We start from the raw sequence: 18,798 nt of genomic DNA on the forward strand, positions 1-18,798 counted from the left end.
AATAGCGTCACCTATTATAGATTGATCCATTTCTAATAGAATGATTTTATTATTCATCGTGTTTAGCTTTTCATTGTGCTTCTCTTTATCTGCATCAAGTGCTGTCACAATTTCTTTTAATTTCTCATCAAATTTCTTACGACGTGCTCCTTTGAACTGGCTTGTTGTTAGACTCGTGCCTAAATTGGTAAACTCTTTCTTATAAGAATCAAAATGATGAAGTTCTCCCTGTAAAGATCTCTTTGCGGCTTTTAAGCGCTCTAACTTTTGGGCATTTGCCCTGTGGCTAGCCATTTTACTATCATAACTTGCCTTAAATCGATCAACACTTGCATGGATATCCGCTTTTCGTGCAGCTTCTTTGGCTTTATCTTCTTCTTGAGCCATAATGTTTTCCCTCCCCAAAATCTATTTCCCTATCAAGACTATCTTTCTGTTTGTAACTACTCAGCCATACACACCACTCGCAGATAAATTGATCTACTCACTAACTAATTTCACTCGTCCTGCATTTCGTCCAACAAAGAAATGAGACTCATCTAATTCCACTGTAGGTTCACTATAACTAGATTTCACATTTATCAATCCTTGATCAGCTAAACGCGTTCCAATCATCCCTGCTGGAATATTTGCTCGTAATCGTTTATTAAATTCATCATAACTGTTCTCAATTTGTTTTTGATTGCCGTGGAAAATGAAATAAACACCTACTTTAGAACCATTTTTTAAGTATTTATTGAATGTTTCATCCGAAATAAATGTTTTATCTCCAAATATTTGCGCATCTGGAATATACACAAACATCGGTTGATTTTCACTTTGTGTCTCTCTTTCTTCAATTTCACTCATTAGATCATTAACAAAAGTACTGTACTCCATATCTGATACAATCACATCGAAGCTTTCTTTGAATCTGCCAAATCGTTCGCTCCCATTAAACACAATTCTTTGTGCTTTCCCTTCAAAATGTTTGAAGTTTTGAACGATTATACGCTCAATATATTCCGTTTGCTGTGGCGTATCGTCTCCAATCACAAAATAACCATGTTTTTCTGGTACAAAACCAACGACATTTGTAGTTTCTTTACTTAGAGCAAGTGGTAGTTGTAGATTATCTAACATCTCTTGTACCTGTGGATTTATATAAAAATCATGCATAGAGATCGTTTTAGATAACATCGGAATCTTGATAGGACGTGTGCCCTTCCATTGCTGATTCATCTGTGCAATCTCTTGCTCTAAATTATTCAATCGATCAATATCATTTTTCCCATGAGTTGGTAAATAAATTTGAACTTCATGTGGCTCGTCTAGTTTGATTTGCGCTCGTCCAACAATTTCTTGCGAAATCAAAGCATCACGCCCTACAACATCTCGAATTGCACCTTCTTCCACAAGGAATAGCCCAATATGTGATGGAATATTACTCGCCATACTCATTCTGAAGCTGTTCGTACGAAGAACCGTCATAACTACATAGAGTCCCAAACTTGCTCCTTCTCGTAAAAGCTGATTTAACACAGATTCTATAGCTTCCTCTAAAGGACTCTCCTTAATTGAGTCAAAACCATCAACAATGGTAACAATCCCTGGCAACGGCTTTCCTGACTTCTCTTCATATTGAGACAGACTTGCGACACCATACTCTGTAAATGCGTCTTTTCGACTTTGAATTTCTTTGCGAATTCGTTTGAGGAACTTCATCAGTTTTTCTTCTTCCTCTAACCGAACAATATCCACCACATGCGGTAAATCTTTTATTGGAAGTAAACCATTCGTACCAAAATCAAATAGGTTAAACTGGACCTGTTCAGGATTGTTAATTCTTGATAAATTCATTACAAGAGTTTGTAATGCAGTGGATTTCCCAAAGCCTGGAGATCCATAGATTGCAAGGTGACTCAACTCTTCTAAATTAAGTAAAAAGTCAATTTGTTCTTGTCTTGATGGAATATCCATCAAACCAAATGGAACTGAAAGATTTCTTTTCGAATCCCCTGAAGTTACCACATTAATCTTTGGACTATCAATTTCTGTTTTTAATGGAGGTAACCAAGGTTTTTCAGGAAGAACTGCATTTGTTTTTTCAGCATGAATCACAATATCTTCTACAATCGCGTCCAATTGTGTTTGTTTTTCCTCCTTTTTCATGGACACTTCATCATCTTGAGATAAATCTGTAGTTAACAATTCGTGCTGGCCTAATTGATTAATTAGCCAAATTCTTTCGTCTACTTTTTCTTCATATTGTGCATCTGGATTATAAGTTGCTCCACTCCACGCAGATTGAAACAGTTCATAAATTTCATTGTTTCCGACCTGTAAATACGCTCGTCCTGGTTGAGTAATCGTTGCGGCATCAGGTGTTTTAATAATTTCATTTGAATCACTTGGATCGGCTACTTTTAATGCTAATTTGAATCGTGAGTTTGACCAAATCTGGTCGTCCACCACTCCACTTGGCTTTTGAGTAGCTAAAATCAAATGAACTCCTAACGAACGACCAATACGTGCAGTTGATACTAGCTCAGCCATAAAGTCTGGTTCATTTGCTTTTAATTCTGCAAATTCATCACTGATTAAGAAAAGGTGCGGCAATGGTTCTGATGGATATTTTTTCTTTTCTACAGGATCAGCAATTTCTTTTCCCTGTTTGTACAACTTGGTATACCCATTAATATGATTAACACCAAATTCACCAAATTTCCGTTGTCTCTTTTGTAATTCTGCTCGAATACTTTGTAATGCTCTTGCAGAACTTGCACCGTCTAAGTTTGTAATCGATCCTAACAGATGTGGTAAATTCTTAAATAAATTCGCCATACCTCCACCCTTAAAATCAATCGGTAAAAAGCCAACGTCTTCTGGTGCAAAATTTACTGCTAAAGATAAAATATAACTTTGGACAATTTCCGATTTACCAGATCCTGTTGTACCTGCCACGAGTCCATGTGGGCCATGTGCTCGTTCGTGTAAATTCAAATAAACAATGTCATCTTTTCCTCGAACACCCAAAGGAACAGCTAATGACTTTGAAGTGTCTGCTTTTTCCCAACGAGCACCAATATGTAACTCTCCAACATTTTTCACATCATATAATTCTAGAAAGTCAATCGATTCTGGAATCGCATTTTTCTCTACCTCAACATGTTCTAAATTAGCTATGCGTTGTATTGCTTGCCCAATTGGATAACTTTTGGGTAAATGGTTGGGAACAAAAAGTTGATTCACGTATTCATTATTATTGTTAATTAATACCGCGGATTCGTTACTTTGATAATCAATAACTGTGGTTGCTGTCTCTGGCAACATGTTTAACGCGTCTTTCCCCCAAATGACCGTAACACCGTATTGACTCATATCTTCAGCTAAAAATTCATTTAATCCATGCCCAGAGAGCCAGCTCTCGTCTAAAATCGTAAACATATAATGCGGAGCAAAGGTTACTTTCTCATTGCCCGCCTCTTTGACTTGTTGCCGACGTTTTGTTAACAACTGATAGAACGAATTTAAAACCATGTCACGTGTCTGTGAATTATGAATAATTCCTCTTAAATTTAAGCTCCGTATTTGAAAATGTGGCAACCAACGCCATGCATGCCAACAATCTTGATAATCTTCTTCTGGAACTAATGCTACAAATTCTACATCTCTATAAGAATGTAAAACGGAAAGCTGAAATAATATTGTCTGTACAGCTATTCGTAGTACTGTTTTTGTTCCTGCAAGTCCTAACGTTTGATTTAACATCGAAATGGCAATAGGTGCATCTTTTAACGTTTGATGTGGCCAAACAATTTTTTCTTCTGCAAATTTACTTAAAGCATCATCTTCTTCTCTAGAATGATAACTGACTTTATAACTACTTTGAATCTCTCCATGACCCAAACGAATACTTAAAAAATCAGCGTTTGTCATAGTTTTTTCATAAATTCGTGGACTGTATTCTTTTGTCATCAAAGACAATGAATCCATATCAGGGAAGTTATACGTTAAAGCTTCAAATTGCTTTTGAGAGAGCAACGACAATTCTTTTTCCTGTTGAATAAGATACTTTTCATAGTACTCACTTCGCTTAAGATTCTTTTGTTTCACTTCTTTCTTATTCGTAATATAACTTGAAACAGAGAACCCTGCCGTGAGTAAACTTACTCCCCCCATGCTTAACATCATAATAGGGTTTCCATTACTTAATACGCTCGTTGCACCACTTAAAACAACCATTGCCAATGGCGGAACAATCGTACGCAATAAATCACTTCTCCCCTCAGTTTCCTCAGCTCTTGGAGGTTGAATTGCTATCTCTTCTTTAGGCTCTCGTAAATGAATTCTTGGACTACGTCTAAATTCAGGGAAATTTTTTGGGTATTCTGGAATAAATATCTCGTTAATAATCTCCCAAGAATTTAGTGAAAATTCATTGGTTATCTTACACAACTTAAATTGTTTTTCTCTCAATTCAATAAGCACACCATCAATAACAAGTTGATCCCCTACAGACAAAACTTTTTCTAATCGATCTACTTTCTTTCCATTAAAGTAAACTACTACCCCATTTGAAAACAGATTTAACTGGTAAGTTTCATTCTTTTCATTAAATGTGACCAGGGCAAAAGCCTTAGTCGGAATGGTGATTCCTGAGTCTTTTGAAGAAGAAATCACAAAATTTGTTTTCGGCTTGATAGTAGTTAAAACTTCTAATTTTTCATGAGGTAACGCGAGAATTCCGTCCTTCATATCACCTGTCCATGGATCTTGATCCAAGAACAAATGCGTGCCATCAAAAGAAATTTCATGGTTACCAATCTTAAGTGATGGCTTTGACATTGTTAGTTCGTGATGCGAAAATATATGACCAAATGAAAAAATATCATAGAGTACAGACGCTTTATTTACAATTTGATCATCAATTGGTACACCTTCACTAGATAATCTATTGTTTAGATTTCTGATCATCCGTCTTACCCTCCAATAACTTCATGTACTTTTCCATCTCTTCCTTATATTTCGAAAGTAATTCTTGTTTCTTCGCACCATTCATCTTGTTATCTGCATTTGTTACATCATAAACTTTTGTATAGGCGTGAAGAATATATTGATTATCTCCAATATTTTTAGCAATATTTAAGGCCTTTTCAAAGTCTCCTTTTCCTATATAGATCCAATAAAGTAATGTGTTATCATTTGATTTTTGGGAGATAGTCCCTAATACAGATTCTTTCTGCTCATTAGACAAGCTATCTAGTTGAATCGAGCTCACTGCTAACACATATAGTGCGCTTTTAGGAAGATTCTCTGGTTTGTCTTCCTTTAAAGAATCTAGAACATCTGAATAATTATTTGAAATAAACTTTGATTCGGCACTTATGATTCGTTTTTGCTGAGGTACAATATTTAATGAATATATCCCTACCCCTATTGAAAGACCTAATGTTGCAAGACCAAGAATAATTGTTCCCCACTTAAAAACAGTGTGATTTCTACTTTTCACCAGTATGCTTGTAGCATTTCTTTTTTCCTTTTGAATCGCAACTGTTTCCATTAGTAACTTGTCTATCTCTTCAAACGAAGAAGATTCTTGAATTTTTTCGGAAAAAGGATCTCGGACTGCACCGGCCCCATCAATTAGATTCTCAAAATCCAGTTTTGGATTTAAAATATAAAGAAGTAATGCCTTGTATTGTTTTAGATATACTTCTTCTGTTGGAAGATAAGGAATAACGGTATTCATTACGCCACGATGACCAATAAACAACTCTTCCCCAAAAATAAAGATATTTTTAGGATGGATAAATGGCGTTACTGGTTGGTTAAGATATTCTTTTAAGAAATTTACTTTTTGTGCTAAAAGAAGGCGATCAAATTCATCTAATTTTTTAACATATTGTTCAAGCGAAAAAGATAATTCATCTTTTTCATAAGTGATAATGACCTGTTCTTCATTCGCCACCTCTATCTTTCCAGTCAAAAAGTGTGGTGCTTTATTTAAAAATAACTGGAATTGCTTTACACCTGACAAAGAATATTGATTAGCTGTTAAGTGCACTTTAATAAAAGTAGATGTAGTTTCCTCTTTAATAACTATCAAACTATTTTTCATTTCCCCCATACTCTAGCGTTCCTCCAAACTCCCTATAATTTCTTTTACGGCTAATTGATCACCATCCGCCAATGGATATTTCGCCAATATAACATTTTCATCTAAATGAATTGGCTTATTTTTTACTTCCAATGAAAAATGAGTGGGCAATTCTATATTTACTAAAGATAATGAATCAACCAATAGTTCTTTCAATCTATTAGAAGAAACCTGATTAGGTATTGTTAAATCAAGTATTTGCTCATTAACATGAAGTTCGATATTAATCATTGTTCTTTCTGCCATTGTTTACTCCTTTTTCCGTATAAATAGGTTTGAAAATCTTTTACCTAATAACCAGCCTAAAATTAATATTCCAATCACACCCATGCTTAACAGTATCCAGAGGGTCCATCTAGGAATTTCATAATTGGTATCTTCCACAGTTGCTTCATTTTCATTAGAAGCTGTATAGTCTTTAGAAAACAGCTTCTTGGTAATTGTATCCTGTGGTTTCTTTTCTACACTCTCAGCGGTAAGAAATACTTTTTCTTTTATACTTGAAGTACTCTTTCTATTTTCTTTCTCAAGTTCCTTATTTTTTGTGTTTTTGTCTTTTATAAACAAATCTTCTATCCCTGTAACAGAATTATTATTTTTATGATTTTCTTTTTCATAAATCACGTTGTTATGAATCGTTAGTTTTCCATCTTCAGCATAGGCTAGACTGCTAAAACTAGTAAAAAGATTTGTCACACAAAAAGAAATTAGAAGAGAAAAAACGAGAAATTTTGGTTTTATCATTTTTTCCAAATTCGTACATCCTTTCTCCTAACAACATAAGTTATTGCTTTTGTTCAGCTTTCTCTGACTTTTTCACACCTGGAAAAGCAATGAAATTCGTACCAATTCCTACAACAATAATAATTACCAATAACAAGTAACTTTCCCATCCAACATGAATACCGTTGCTTAGTGCTGTATAACCATTTTCTATGTTTTGAAGCGGTGAAAAACGATACAATAAATCGACAATACTACCCGGACGAGTATGCATTCCTAATAATGGTGTTAACATGAGATATAATCCTAAAAGTGAAACACAAACATAGAGTGTTATATTTTTAAAATGACGAGAAAAACCTGTTATTAATAAAGTTCCACCTAAAATATTTAGGAACGTGTAACTAAACCAAGAGATATTAAAAACTTTCAAAATACTAAAAGTAGTTATTCCAGCAAAGAACAGTGAGATAATTAGACTGACACCTGTTACCTTCATAACATTAGGAACATTTAGCCATGCCCTTGTAGGTGTAATAAAAACCATATCTTTCGTAATTTCTCTACGTTGAATAGTACGACATAAGGAAATGCCGGTAATGACTGAAAGAACAGCTCCAACAAGCGTCATATAGTAAGGAATAATAGACGTTTGGCGAGTAGCTTCAAAACTTCCTTTTGTAGCAATTGGGGCTGATAGAAAATTGAATACTTTATAATTATCTGCTCCACCTCGTTTGGTATTAGAAAGCACTTTGCTAAACTCTTCTGAGTATTTTTCATTTTTACTTGTATTCTTTTGAATTTGAGCGACTGAAGTATTTAAATTATTCAAAACAGTATCTGCATTTTTTTGAACATTATCTGTATTTTCTTTTAACTCCTGAATTTTTGGAGAAATGTCATGAGCTTTCGCTGCAGATTTTTCTATACTTTCAGCCGAGTTCTTTGAACTCTGAACTAAATCTTCCATTTCTTTTACTAAGCTATCTGTTTCTGAAGTAATTGGTATTGTATCGTTCTCTGCAGGATGTTGATTTTCTGTAGGATGTTGATTTTCTGCAGGATGTTGATTTTCTGCACTTTTTACAGATTCTTCCTGGATTTTTTCATTTTCTTTCCATGATTGATACGTTTCATTAATCTGTTGATTGGCTTGTACAAACCAATTATTTAACTTTTCTGCTTCATTCAGAAACTTCTGAGGTTCAGTCATTAGATTTAAAGTTCCATATAATGTATTTTTTGTTCCATCATGATTTTTATCCGTTGTTGATCCAATTGTTTCTTGTAAATTTTTTATTTGGCCTTCAATATCTGTATAGAGTTGATTTCCTTTATTCTTAAATTCTTCATAAATTTTCTCTGTAATAGCATCTATCTTTTGTTCACCTGTGATATTGTTATACATACGATAAACAGAGTTTGGATTTGCCAACTCTTCGAGAGTCTTCTCTTGATTTTCAGTTTTGTTAACCATATCTGCATAGCTATCAATAGATATGGAATCTTCTGGATTTCCAAATAAGGTAACAATTTGCTGTGCAGTGCTATCAAGCATTTGAAATTGTTTCAATAACTCAGGTAAGTCAGATATTAAATTCTTATTTACATCTATATATTCTGCATAGCTGGCATTCACTTGAGTTTGCTCATTAACAATCCATGAATAATCAACAGAGACAAAAGATTTTTTCTTCATATCTTCATCCAAGGTCCAATCAAAATCCGCCTTAAACGTTAAGCTAAAACTTGAAGGTAACGGCGGAAGATCCTTTTCTTTAGAAGTTGGCCTATTAGGCTCATTTTCTGTTTCTGGTTTCGATCCTGTTTCCGGTTTCGGCTTTTCTGGATCCGTTGGCGGATCTACCGGCGGTTTTGGTTTCTCTGGATCCGTTGGCGGATCTACCGGCGGTTTTGGTTTCTCTGGATCCGTTGGCGGATCTACCGGCGGTTTTGGCTTCTCTGGATCCGTTGGCGGATCTACCGGCGGTTTTGGTTTCTCTGGATCCGTTGGCGGATCTACCGGCGGTTTTGGTTCCTCTGGTTCTGTGGGGTTCTTTTTCAATGAAATACTGAATTCATGATTAGAAACTTCACTCCACTCAGAAATGTACCCATATGATTTGAGTTTTTGATCCAATTCTGTTTTTAACACCGGTAAAAGATCCGTCAAATTTCTTATTCCTAAACTTCCTTGTTCTGTATGGTCTGTCTTCAAAGAGATTCTATTATCTTTTGTTGGATCAATAGATATAGTGACCTCCCTACTATTTATAGGAATTATAGAGTTATGTTCAGGCTTAGCTTCTAGATAGGAAAAGTTTCCTTCCTTTCCTATTTCTTTTTCAAAATTTTTCGCATAACGCCGAACTATAGTTAGCTCATCTTGGAATTTTTTAGATTGAGAATCAGTTATAATATTCTCAGCAATTAACTTTTGTAAAAGATTTTCTAAAGTGTCTGCTGGAATTTGTGGTAGACTTTCTTCTATCATTTGACGATAACGATTATCTAAATTAACTTTATTTTCTTTTGAATCAGCCATTAGTTTCACAATCGCCTGTTTAATATCCTCCTCAGAAGCTGTATCTGGATTTTTTTCTGCACTTCCATAATAAGTTTGTGCAATCTGTTTTCTTAAATCATTAAGAGTTTCAACTTGCGATTGCAATTGCTTAATTTCATCTTTTAGTTCATCAATTCGAACAGTTTGTGTTTCTTGAAATAGCTTGGCGTTTAGCAAGAATTCCGTATAAACCCCAGATGAATTCACTTCACCTGCTGCCGGTGTATAAAAGTTTCCTAGTTGTTTAAACATTGATTGGTTCAAACCATCATATTTTGCTTTATATCCCGATAAATCAGATTGCCGTTGGTTTTCTAATTGCGTTTTCTGTAGGTTAAATTGATCCTCAAATTGCTTTTTTTGTAGGTTAAATTGATCCTCAAATTGCTTTAAGGAATCTTTTAACTTTTCATTTGTTTTATCGATATTTTCGTTAGCTGATTTTTTGGCTTCTTTTGTCGAGGTACTGCCTGCTTCTAAGCTCTTATTATTATCATCCATTAGAGTTTTTACGGATGAAACAAATGCTTGCTGTTCCGAGAGAAAACCTTTATTATCTTCATCAAGAATACTCGAAACATTTGATAAATTATTAAATCCTCCCGACAACTCCTTAAATGGATCTTGAATATTTGTCATCAGATATTTCTTAGCATCAGTTTCTGCTCCAACAATTTTATTAACATTTAGTTGGGCTTCTGATAAATTTCCTACAATACTTGAGAAATACATCTGCACAACTCGTTGATTGAAATCTTTCAAAATATCATTTACTTGTGTTTGAACGGCTTGATTGGATATCTCATTTTGCCCTTTACGTACACGATAATTAATGGTCGCCTTTTCTGGTGCTATACTTTGAAGGGACAAAAGACGTTCGGAGAAATCTTGAGGAATAATAATTTCTGCATCAAATTGACCATTCTCAATTCCTGCATTAGCAATATTCCTACTGACCGTCTGCCAACTTTTTTTGGAATCTTGATTAATCAGAGTAACAAAGTCTGCACCTAGTTCATACTTCCTCCCCTCAAAAACAGCCCCTTTATCTTCATTCACTAAAACATATTGAACCTTGGATACTTTTTGATTTGTAGACCGGTACACATTATCATCTTTAAAACCAAAATAAGTGAAAGTCAAAATAAGAAATAATCCACCAAGTATAATGATGAGTAATGGAAAATAACTCTGATATTTTTTTATCAAAATACATTTCTTCCTTTCAGATAAATTAAAAAAGGTGTCAGCACAATGAGTTGCACTGACCCCTTTTTTAAACACTTAATTTAAGCCAAACGAACCTGCATCCTGACGGTCACGGTCTGCGACTGTATCTGCATATTTGGTCAACTGCATATGAATACTTTGTAATAAGTTTTCCATTTGTTTCACATTACCTTCAAGCTGTTTGAATTGATCCAAGTAAGCTCGAAAAGCTTCCCCCTGCCATTCTTGGGCAATCGTTGAATTCATAGAATTCACTTTACGAATAGCGTCTTCAATTTGTGAAGAGGCCGTTTGATATATTTTCGCCTGAGATTTTAGTTGTTCGGGTGTGACCGTAATAGCTCCTGCCATAAAATCATCTCCTTGTTTTATAACTATCCTTACGGATAATATAATATAATTCAAAATTATTTTAAATCTTGGATCAAGCGAGCTTCTTTCTTTGCCTCTCATTATATACACACGTGTCTTATATGACACACTGAAAGAAGGAGTAATAGTATAAACATAAAAAAATAAATGAAATAGAAAAAGGAAGGTCATAATTTAGTAATTACAACCTCCCCAAAAAATATAAACCTTATGTAGAAATTTTAATTTCGTACTTCTGTTTTATAAATTCAATTAATTCTTCATTCATCTTGTAATAATTATCGGCACCTATATATTTACAGACCACCTGTGCTTTTTTTAGCATTTCTTCCCCTTCTTTATTTCCTCTCAAACATTCCCAAATACCATTAATCACCAATTTTAGGTTTTTTTCAAAAAACATTTCTTCTTCAAGTGAAAATGAATTTATTTTATCCATATATTTCCATATAAGATTCATTCTATCGTGCTGGATAAAGAAAACAATTGCATTTGTTAACATCCTAAAGCATTCACTTTTTCCATCTCTAAATTCTTTGTAATGATTGATTCCCAAAAGTGCTTTTTCAAGGGTGATTTCTATAAATTCAGGCGTAAATGCAAACATACAGTTGTTGAATAAAACTAGTTCATAGCGAGTCCATGTCTGCATGTTTATTAAATATTGATAAATTTTAGTTTCTCTTGTTTCAAGAGTTTCATTTTTTAATCTAGCAATGAGCAACTGACATAAACTCGAAAGATGTTCATACTTAATTTCATCTCGCCCTTTAACTAGATTACAAAGACTTTCTAGTCTTATTAACTCTTCTACATCTTTCTTCATAAAAGCATTTCTTATTTCACCCATAATCTGACTGATTACATTTACATCCTTTGGGTAATCAAAAGCTTTTAATTCATCAAAGTATACATTAATTCTAGAAAGCATATAAGTTAGATTTGTAACACTAGTATCTGCACGATTATTTACAAATCTGTTGTAAACAGATCTACTAACAAAATCACCACAAACATCTTTAATAGTTAGTCCCTTTTGTTTTCTCGTATAATCAATAAGTTCTCCGATCTCCATAAAACATCTCGCCCTTCCGAATGATTCTTATCCGACTAATATGTGTCGTATTTTTATAAAAATCACTTATTACGCTACACATTCAAAAAAATTGCCTTTTTCTTATTATTATTTTTTAATAAGCAATGAGAGGAGTTGTTACTATGTGGTGGTGGATAATAATCACTTTATAGAATAATTTTGCACCAGAACCTATGCATTTTTCGCTGATAGATGAAACAAGAAGAACTGGAATTATAAAACATTGAATAAGGTAGATAAAAATCCTTTACCCTTGTTTCCTTTCCTTTAAACAAGTAGGCTTTTAGATTCTAAATAAATTTATACTTGTTTTGCTTTACTACATTGCTTATTAAAAAACATTGAAACAATTAATAATAATACTCCTATTGCAAATAAAATTAAGTTATTTAGCAAAATTACTTCATCTTTCCAATATGCTAAAAATATTAATAAACCGTGCCTAACTAAAAAAACAATCCTAATCCAAATATTGAAAGCAGATATGGAGATGTATTCTTTCCCTTTCCCTTTCCTTTTCTTTCCTTTTCCCTCCTTTTTATCACTATATTAGCACATTTTGTATTAACTTGTTAAATTAATACTTATCAAACTTATTTTCTGATGCCTTTTAGTTGAAACTCTAGCATTATAGAAATGGTTCGAATTACAGGCAATAACCTATTCTATAATTATCAATGTTAAAGAAAACACCTTAAGGCACGCCCTATATATAATCTAAGTCTTTAAGATAAACCTAGGATATTACCCCTATAACAGCACCAACTACCCCTAGAATCAAACCCTTATATTTTTGTAAAAACATCAAGTTAAACCTTTCATACAAACAAAATATTCCATATACAAATAATACTAAATTATGGAATATCTTTAAAGAGTCAAAACATTTTTATATTCAATTCATATATTTTATTCCTTTTCTTAATAAAAATATCCCTATAGATAAGTAAATCCAAAGGGATAAAACGGTGCATCCTTTTTATAAACAGTACGACTTTATTTCAAAGCTACACATTAACCCTAAATCAGCTAAAGGAACAGAAAGAAAAAATCACTAAAGAAACTAAGGCTGAAGCCTTAGTTTTCAAAACTCTTCAGGACTTTTCTTTAAAATCTAGTTGGTCAATATATCCCTCAACAAAAAAGGGGTGAAGAATTTAAATTCTTCACTCCTTTTTTATACAAAATCATAAGGGACTTGGATCCTGTAAAACACTAGAAAAAGGTAGTAAACTGGAAATTTTTTCTCTATAATAAAACTTAGCGCTTATAGGGAGGGGGACATATCCAATCATCTGATTGTGTAGATTAAAAGTTTAATAGTGGGAAAACAGGGGGAAGAAAAATGTCAAAAAAATTAATGTCTTTATTTTCTGTTGGGATGGTTACAGCTCTTATGATAACTGGTTGTGGTCAAAGTGATAAAGCAACTACCGAACCAAAAAAGAATGTGACAAAGGAAAATAAGGAAGAGAAAAAAGATACAGCAAAAGAAAAAGAATCTAAAGATACAAAAGCTAAATCAAACGATTATTCAACGCTTATCTCGTATATGGAGAAAGAAACACAAGGAAAAACAAAAGTCATTTATGAAAACAAAGAACCAAAAGTACATAAGTTACAAGATGTTTCAGTATCACTTGACAACTACTCATTAGTTGAATTAAATGATTTTCATACCGACTTTAATATTCCTTTTAATAACCAAACAAATGGTGGGGTTATTCTTGCACACTATACTGTAAAGAACGATTCACAAAAAGATGTTTATTATATGCCAAATTTAAATATAACATTTACAGGTGCTAAGAAGGATTACAGTAACTATAAAGATTTACTTCCAAAGGAAGAACAATTAACTACAAAGTTATCTCCAAGCAATAATTATTTAGTAAAAGCTGGCGAGAGTATTTCTGGTTATATTGCATACCCATTTGGTAAAGATGATTTAACAAAAGTTTTAGAGCTATCAACAGTTTCAGTCCAAGTCCCTGAAGCACAAGCGAATAAAGGAAAATATGACGCCCCAATTGGAAGTGCTGGAACTTTTGCATTAAGTTTAAACAAAAAAGGCGATCAAAAAGTTTCAACCGATACAGCTTTTTATCAAGATAAAGCAACGGCTCAAAATATGGGCGAGAAAACAATGCTAAGCGAGAAAGCAAACATTAACAAAAGTGAACAATTAGGTTCTACCAATGTTACATTAGATGGATACCAATTTACCAAATTCACGCCAAATTCCGTTGAAGCCCCTCGATTTGAAAATTTTAAAAATGGTATTGTTTTATTGACAGTTAAATTTAAACTTGATAACAAAGAGACCGAAGATATTTCACCGTCTCCAATAAGTTCAAAATTAAGTGTTAATGATGGTGCACAATATGTGCTTAACGAAGGTATGTTACTAAATTACAAATATAATGATTCGATTAAAGCGGGAACATCTGGAGAGTTATTACAGGTTTTCATTTTAGATGGAGAGCAATATGAAAAGATTTGGAAAAACAAAAACTTTGAAATTGAATTAGGACCTATGAGAAACAAAGATGCAAAAGACATTTCAAAAGGACACAAAGTGAAATTTACATTACCAAAATAGATATGTTCCTGAACCCTCTTCAAACTGACGAAGAGGGTTCTTTACTTGTTATTATATTTCTTTCAATATGATTCCAAATATCATTGATTTTTGTAGTTTCGAATCGTCTACAGAGGGTTGATATACTAATTTGACTCTCTTCTTTTAATTCGCTATAAGTTAATCTTCTATTGTATTTTTTGGTAATCTTGTGCTCTCTGTTTCCAGTAATAATCACGAAATCGCTCATACTGAGCTTTTAAAATCTCATCATTTCTAAAACTTTCCCCATCATCAATTCTGCCATGAAGCTGTTTTGAGTATTCCCGATGTTTACTAGCTGGCAATTCAACCATGCTTCCTGGTTCTCGCTGAGTCGTATGATGAAATTGAATTTGTTTGAAAAAGAAAAAGCACCTTGATTTCAGAGAAGGTGCTTTAGTAATTATATTTGTTTTCTATATATTGACACATATATAGTTGTAAAACTTACAACATCATTAACATCCTTTTTTGAATGACCTTGTAGCCTATATACATATCAATATTTTCCTATATCTCTCTTTATTTCTCAAAATGAGCCATACCAAAATTTTCATTAAACCTCTTACACCATATAGAAACTAAACCATATGCATCGATATCTACCTCTTCAGGAATTTCATAGTTTTGAGATCCTTTGTTTCCCTTTAACTTACCTAATTCAATATACTGATAGTTTTTAACATCTTCATTATTTTTTAAACTTTTCACAGGAAGCAATACCACTCGAACATCTGGACCATTAGAGGTTTCAAAATTGGTAAGTCTTAGAATGCGCTTTCCATTCGATAGTTGATAGATTGTCGCTACTCCCGTCGTTTCATGAATACCATTTTGAAACTGCCCTTTGCTTATTACTCGTTCTTGTTGTTTAACTTCTTTTGATTTTATTTCTGTTTGTGGCAATGCTTCATTAATTTGCTTATCAATAAATAATTTTTCGGGACGGAATAAAAACCATAAAATCCCCCCGATCATTACAAACCCTGTAATCAATAAAACAGATTTTATTTTCATAAAATAATCTCCCCTGTAACATCATAGTACTTATATGTAAGTTAACACGAAGGTCTTTCATTTTTATAACATAATTATTACAAAAGTCTTTCAACCGTCTCATTTCTTTTCTGATGTAACGGGAAGAGTAAACCAAAATTCACATCCCTGTTGCTTATCCGAACGATCCCGAACACTTATAAATAACATTAAATATGTATTATAATTGTAGGAATCAAGAGTAATTTATCATTTTAGCCAAGTAGACTCCTTCCTCAAGGAACGTGAAGGGTCGCAGCCCAGTGAGTAGGTGGGAGATGAATTGGCTTCGGACAAGGGATGTCATGAAGCCATCTTAATTGTTCGACATATGTAAAGTGTTACTGGATAATTTGTCATTATCACTTCACTACCTATCGAATGTATGTTTGTTGTATAATAGACATATGTCGAACTGGAGGTGAAACGAATGATTATCAATAAAGCATATAAATTTCGTATATATCCAAATAAAGCACAAGCAACGCTAATCAATAAAACGATTGGTTGTTCTCGTTTTGTATTCAATCATTTCCTATCTCTATGGGATAACGCATACGAAGAAACAGGAAAAGGTTTGACATATGGTACATGCTCTGCCAAACTTCCTGCCATGAAGAAAGAGTTTGTTTGGTTAAAAGAAGTAGATAGCATTGCTATTCAGTCGTCTGTTCGCAACCTTGCGGATGCTTATACACGTTTTTTCAAAAAACAAAACAGTGCCCCGCGTTTCAAATCTAAGAAGAATACCGTACAATCTTACACCACAAAACAAACAAATGAAAACATTGCCGTTGTAGGAAATAAAATTAAATTGCCAAAACTAGGTCTTGTTCGATTTGCCAAAAGTCGTGAAGTAAATGGACGTATTTTAAATGCTACGGTTAGACGGAACCCTTCTGGTAGATACTTTGTGTCATTGTTAGTAGAAACAGAAGTGCAAGAACTTCCGAAAACACATTCTTACATTGGAATGGATGTAGGACTAAAAGATTTTGCCATTTTGTCAGATGGAACAACCTATAAAAATCCGAAGTTTTTTCGATCATTAGAAGAGAAGTTAGCCAAAGCACAGCGTGTTCTTTCTAGAAGAACGAAAGGATCTTCTCGCTGGAATAAACAACGAATAAAGGTTGCTAGAATTCATGAATATATGACAAACGCTAGAAAAGATTACTTGGACAAAATCTCAACTGAAATCATCAAAAACCACGATGTTATCGGTATAGAAGATTTGCAAGTATCGAATATGTTAAAGAATCATAAGTTAGCAAAAGCGATTAGTGAGGTATCATGGTCACAGTTTCGAACCATGTTGGAATATAAAGCAACATGGTACGGTAAACAAGTCATTGTCGTATCGAAAACATTTGCTTCAAGCCAATTATGTTCTTGTTGTGGATATCAAAACAAAGACGTTAAAAATCTAAACCTACGTAAATGGGATTGCCCTTCTTGTAGTACACATCATGATAGGGATATTAACGCAAGTATCAATCTAAAGAATGAAGCGATAAGGCTTCTAACCGCAAGGACTGCGGAGATAGCCTAATAAATTAGAGTTCGATAGAACTCTTTACTTAGGAATCCCCCACTTTCACTTCTAAACGAAGTGAAAGTGGGGGTAGTTCAATAGGTAAATTCTTTAATATAGGCATTTTCGTAGCCTTATGTTAACTAGTGGTGTATAGGATATTCACCTTTTGATGTTACTTAATCTGTGTTGAAAATATTCTCTTTACTCTCAGAATCTAACAAAATAGACAAGTTTATAAATTAAATCCTATTTTCACTTCTAATAACAGCTTATTTAACTCAGATTTTTCGTCTGGATTATCCTCTATAATAGCCGAAACTCTGTTAATCAAATAATCATAAAATTCATTAAAAGTTAAGTAGACTTGAGTATCTCTATCAGCAGCGGGATAGTCCATTTCTAATATCACATGAGAATCATCTATGTGCTTCGAAAGCTGTGCTAAATCAAAATCATCAAAATCATATTTAAAAAGAACTGCCACAAATTCTTCTCCATATCCTCTTTTTTGAGAAAAACATCTTAAAGCTTTCTTAAATTGTTTGTCACTTACTACTGAAAAATACGTCAACATTAATTTATCAATTGTTGGTTTATCAGTAACAATAATATACTCACTCATTATTTTCCTCCTAAAAATCTAAAGTTAGTTTAACATTGGATAAAAGTTTTTAATATTCCCTTCTGAATCAAGAAACCCTTTGAATTTTAACCCATTAGAAGATGTACCTATCACAGTTCTTCCATCGGCTTGAATTGTTCCATTTTGCATTGCATTTTTTCCCCATTCAAACATTTGCGCATCTGAAACTACTTTTGGATCATAAACTGTCTTCGGCGTATAAATATCTTTGTATGTTATAGGTTTAGCAATATTTCCTGCCATATCTTTACGTGGAATCCTATACTCAATTTCGTACACACCATTAATTGTAGGATGGGATTTCTTTGTTATTATTAAATCTTCAAAGTTTACATCCTTTGGAGCTAAGGTTCTTCTAAATTCATCTAAATTATGACCACCACTTACTCCCCTTTTTGCATTTACTTTTTCAACATTTTTCAGATGATTTTCGGCATTATCACCAAATTTAAAGTTGTTAACCACGCTGGCTTTCCCAACATTTTCGACTTTGCCAACTTTGTCAAGCAACCCTGCCTCTTTTAATATTTTCTCTTCTTTTTCAGTTAATTCTACACCTTTTAAAAGTTTGTTCCCACCCTTTAACTCTTTTGCTATATTTTCTAACTTCTTAGTAGGAAGGACTGATGAATCCATTGCTATAAAACGGATTCCCCCTTGTCCTTGCTACTGATAAGTAGCCTTATGTTAACTAGGGGTGTATAGCCTATTCACCTTTTGATGTTACTTAATCTATGTTAAAAATATTCTCTTTACTCTCAGAATCTAGCAAATGTCATAACATATAATTTTCACGTTTTGTCAGCGAGACCCCTTAATCTGCAATATAGC

General features: G+C 33.4%; 14 protein-coding genes and 1 pseudogene. 2 read left to right on the forward strand and 13 right to left on the reverse strand.

Features of this window, described 5'->3' with window-relative positions; all coding sequences use genetic code 11:
- The 8 genes from U860_RS0130385 to U860_RS0130420 form a co-directional block, all read right to left on the reverse strand.
- Positions 1-387 (reverse strand): DUF5082 family protein (locus U860_RS0130385; protein WP_025151412.1); only part of this gene is annotated, 387 nt, incomplete at its 3' end.
- A 93-nt stretch (positions 388-480) separates the two neighbouring features.
- The gene (gene essC / locus U860_RS0130390) at positions 481-4,956 is read right to left on the reverse strand and encodes a type VII secretion protein EssC (RefSeq protein WP_025151413.1); all 4,476 of its coding nucleotides are present in this window, start codon (positions 4,954-4,956) and stop codon (positions 481-483) included.
- Complete coding sequence (gene essB, locus U860_RS0130395) at positions 4,934-6,109, reverse strand: type VII secretion protein EssB (RefSeq protein ID WP_025151414.1); 1,176 nt, start codon at positions 6,107-6,109, stop codon at positions 4,934-4,936. Before essB ends, essC begins: the two co-directional genes overlap by 23 nt.
- 3 nt (positions 6,110-6,112) lie before the next feature.
- On the reverse strand, positions 6,113-6,385 hold the full coding sequence (locus U860_RS0130400; RefSeq protein ID WP_025151415.1) for an EsaB/YukD family protein: 273 nt from the start codon (positions 6,383-6,385) through the stop codon (positions 6,113-6,115).
- Between the two features lie 3 nt (positions 6,386-6,388).
- Positions 6,389-6,883, reverse strand: coding sequence for a type VII secretion protein EssA (essA, locus tag U860_RS0130405; RefSeq protein WP_240184512.1), 495 nt, complete (start codon positions 6,881-6,883; stop codon positions 6,389-6,391).
- 40 nt (positions 6,884-6,923) lie between these two features.
- A complete protein-coding gene (gene esaA, locus U860_RS0130410) occupies positions 6,924-10,640 on the reverse strand; it encodes a type VII secretion protein EsaA (protein WP_025151417.1) in 3,717 nt (1,238 codons plus the stop codon).
- A 75-nt stretch (positions 10,641-10,715) separates the two neighbouring features.
- On the reverse strand, positions 10,716-11,012 hold the full coding sequence (locus U860_RS0130415) for a WXG100 family type VII secretion target (RefSeq protein WP_025151418.1): 297 nt from the start codon (positions 11,010-11,012) through the stop codon (positions 10,716-10,718).
- 229 nt (positions 11,013-11,241) lie between these two features.
- Positions 11,242-12,108 carry an Rgg/GadR/MutR family transcriptional regulator gene (locus tag U860_RS0130420; RefSeq protein ID WP_025151419.1) on the reverse strand — a complete coding sequence of 289 codons (867 nt, stop codon included), beginning with the start codon at positions 12,106-12,108 and terminating at the stop codon, positions 11,242-11,244.
- Positions 12,109-13,474: 1,366 nt separating this feature from the next.
- Here U860_RS0130420 and U860_RS0130425 point away from each other — a divergent pair.
- Entirely contained in the window at positions 13,475-14,731 is a 1,257-nt protein-coding gene (locus U860_RS0130425; protein ID WP_025151420.1) for a DUF5068 domain-containing protein, read from the forward strand.
- 167 nt (positions 14,732-14,898) lie between these two features.
- On the opposite strand, the gene U860_RS34755 is transcribed toward U860_RS0130425, so the two are convergent.
- The 3 genes and pseudogenes from U860_RS34755 to U860_RS36740 all read right to left on the reverse strand — a co-directional run.
- Positions 14,899-15,066 carry an HNH/ENDO VII family nuclease gene (locus tag U860_RS34755; protein ID WP_081807013.1) on the reverse strand — a complete coding sequence of 56 codons (168 nt, stop codon included), beginning with the start codon at positions 15,064-15,066 and terminating at the stop codon, positions 14,899-14,901.
- Positions 15,067-15,274: 208 nt separating this feature from the next.
- Positions 15,275-15,769, reverse strand: a complete 495-nt coding sequence (locus tag U860_RS0130435) for a DM13 domain-containing protein (protein ID WP_025151421.1) — start codon at positions 15,767-15,769, stop codon at positions 15,275-15,277.
- Between the two features lie 99 nt (positions 15,770-15,868).
- Positions 15,869-15,949 (reverse strand): annotated as a pseudogene (locus U860_RS36740) (ATP-binding protein); the annotation flags it as partial.
- Between the two features lie 268 nt (positions 15,950-16,217).
- On the opposite strand from U860_RS36740, the gene tnpB reads away from it, so the two are divergent.
- Positions 16,218-17,339 (forward strand): IS200/IS605 family element RNA-guided endonuclease TnpB, encoded by a 1,122-nt coding sequence (tnpB, locus tag U860_RS0130440; RefSeq protein WP_025151422.1) that lies wholly within the window; start codon positions 16,218-16,220, stop codon positions 17,337-17,339.
- A gap of 217 nt (positions 17,340-17,556) precedes the next feature.
- Here the strand turns inward: tnpB and U860_RS0130445 are convergent, their stop codons facing one another.
- Entirely contained in the window at positions 17,557-17,946 is a 390-nt protein-coding gene (locus tag U860_RS0130445; protein ID WP_050447587.1) for a hypothetical protein, read from the reverse strand.
- A 24-nt stretch (positions 17,947-17,970) separates the two neighbouring features.
- Complete coding sequence (locus U860_RS34760) at positions 17,971-18,603, reverse strand: CdiA family toxin C-terminal domain-containing protein (protein ID WP_025151424.1); 633 nt, start codon at positions 18,601-18,603, stop codon at positions 17,971-17,973.
- Positions 18,604-18,798 lie beyond the last annotated feature (195 nt).

This window comes from Bacillus sp. H1a, assembly GCF_000633475.1.
GTDB lineage: Bacteria > Bacillota > Bacilli > Bacillales > Bacillaceae_G > Bacillus_A > Bacillus_A paramycoides.

Coding starts and splice junctions, on each gene's coding strand:
- U860_RS0130435 (WP_025151421.1), bottom strand. CDS start 15,769: ATGAAAATAAAATCTGTTTTATTGATTACAGGGTTTGTAATGATCGGG.
- U860_RS0130445 (WP_050447587.1), bottom strand. CDS start 17,946: ATGAGTGAGTATATTATTGTTACTGATAAACCAACAATTGATAAATTA.
- essC (WP_025151413.1), bottom strand. CDS start 4,956: ATGATCAGAAATCTAAACAATAGATTATCTAGTGAAGGTGTACCAATT.
- U860_RS0130415 (WP_025151418.1), bottom strand. CDS start 11,012: ATGGCAGGAGCTATTACGGTCACACCCGAACAACTAAAATCTCAGGCG.
- U860_RS34755 (WP_081807013.1), bottom strand. CDS start 15,066: ATGGTTGAATTGCCAGCTAGTAAACATCGGGAATACTCAAAACAGCTT.
- U860_RS0130400 (WP_025151415.1), bottom strand. CDS start 6,385: ATGGCAGAAAGAACAATGATTAATATCGAACTTCATGTTAATGAGCAA.
- U860_RS0130425 (WP_025151420.1), top strand. CDS start 13,475: ATGTCAAAAAAATTAATGTCTTTATTTTCTGTTGGGATGGTTACAGCT.
- essB (WP_025151414.1), bottom strand. CDS start 6,109: ATGGGGGAAATGAAAAATAGTTTGATAGTTATTAAAGAGGAAACTACA.
- U860_RS34760 (WP_025151424.1), bottom strand. CDS start 18,603: ATGGATTCATCAGTCCTTCCTACTAAGAAGTTAGAAAATATAGCAAAA.
- tnpB (WP_025151422.1), top strand. CDS start 16,218: ATGATTATCAATAAAGCATATAAATTTCGTATATATCCAAATAAAGCA.
- U860_RS0130420 (WP_025151419.1), bottom strand. CDS start 12,108: ATGGAGATCGGAGAACTTATTGATTATACGAGAAAACAAAAGGGACTA.
- essA (WP_240184512.1), bottom strand. CDS start 6,883: ATGATAAAACCAAAATTTCTCGTTTTTTCTCTTCTAATTTCTTTTTGT.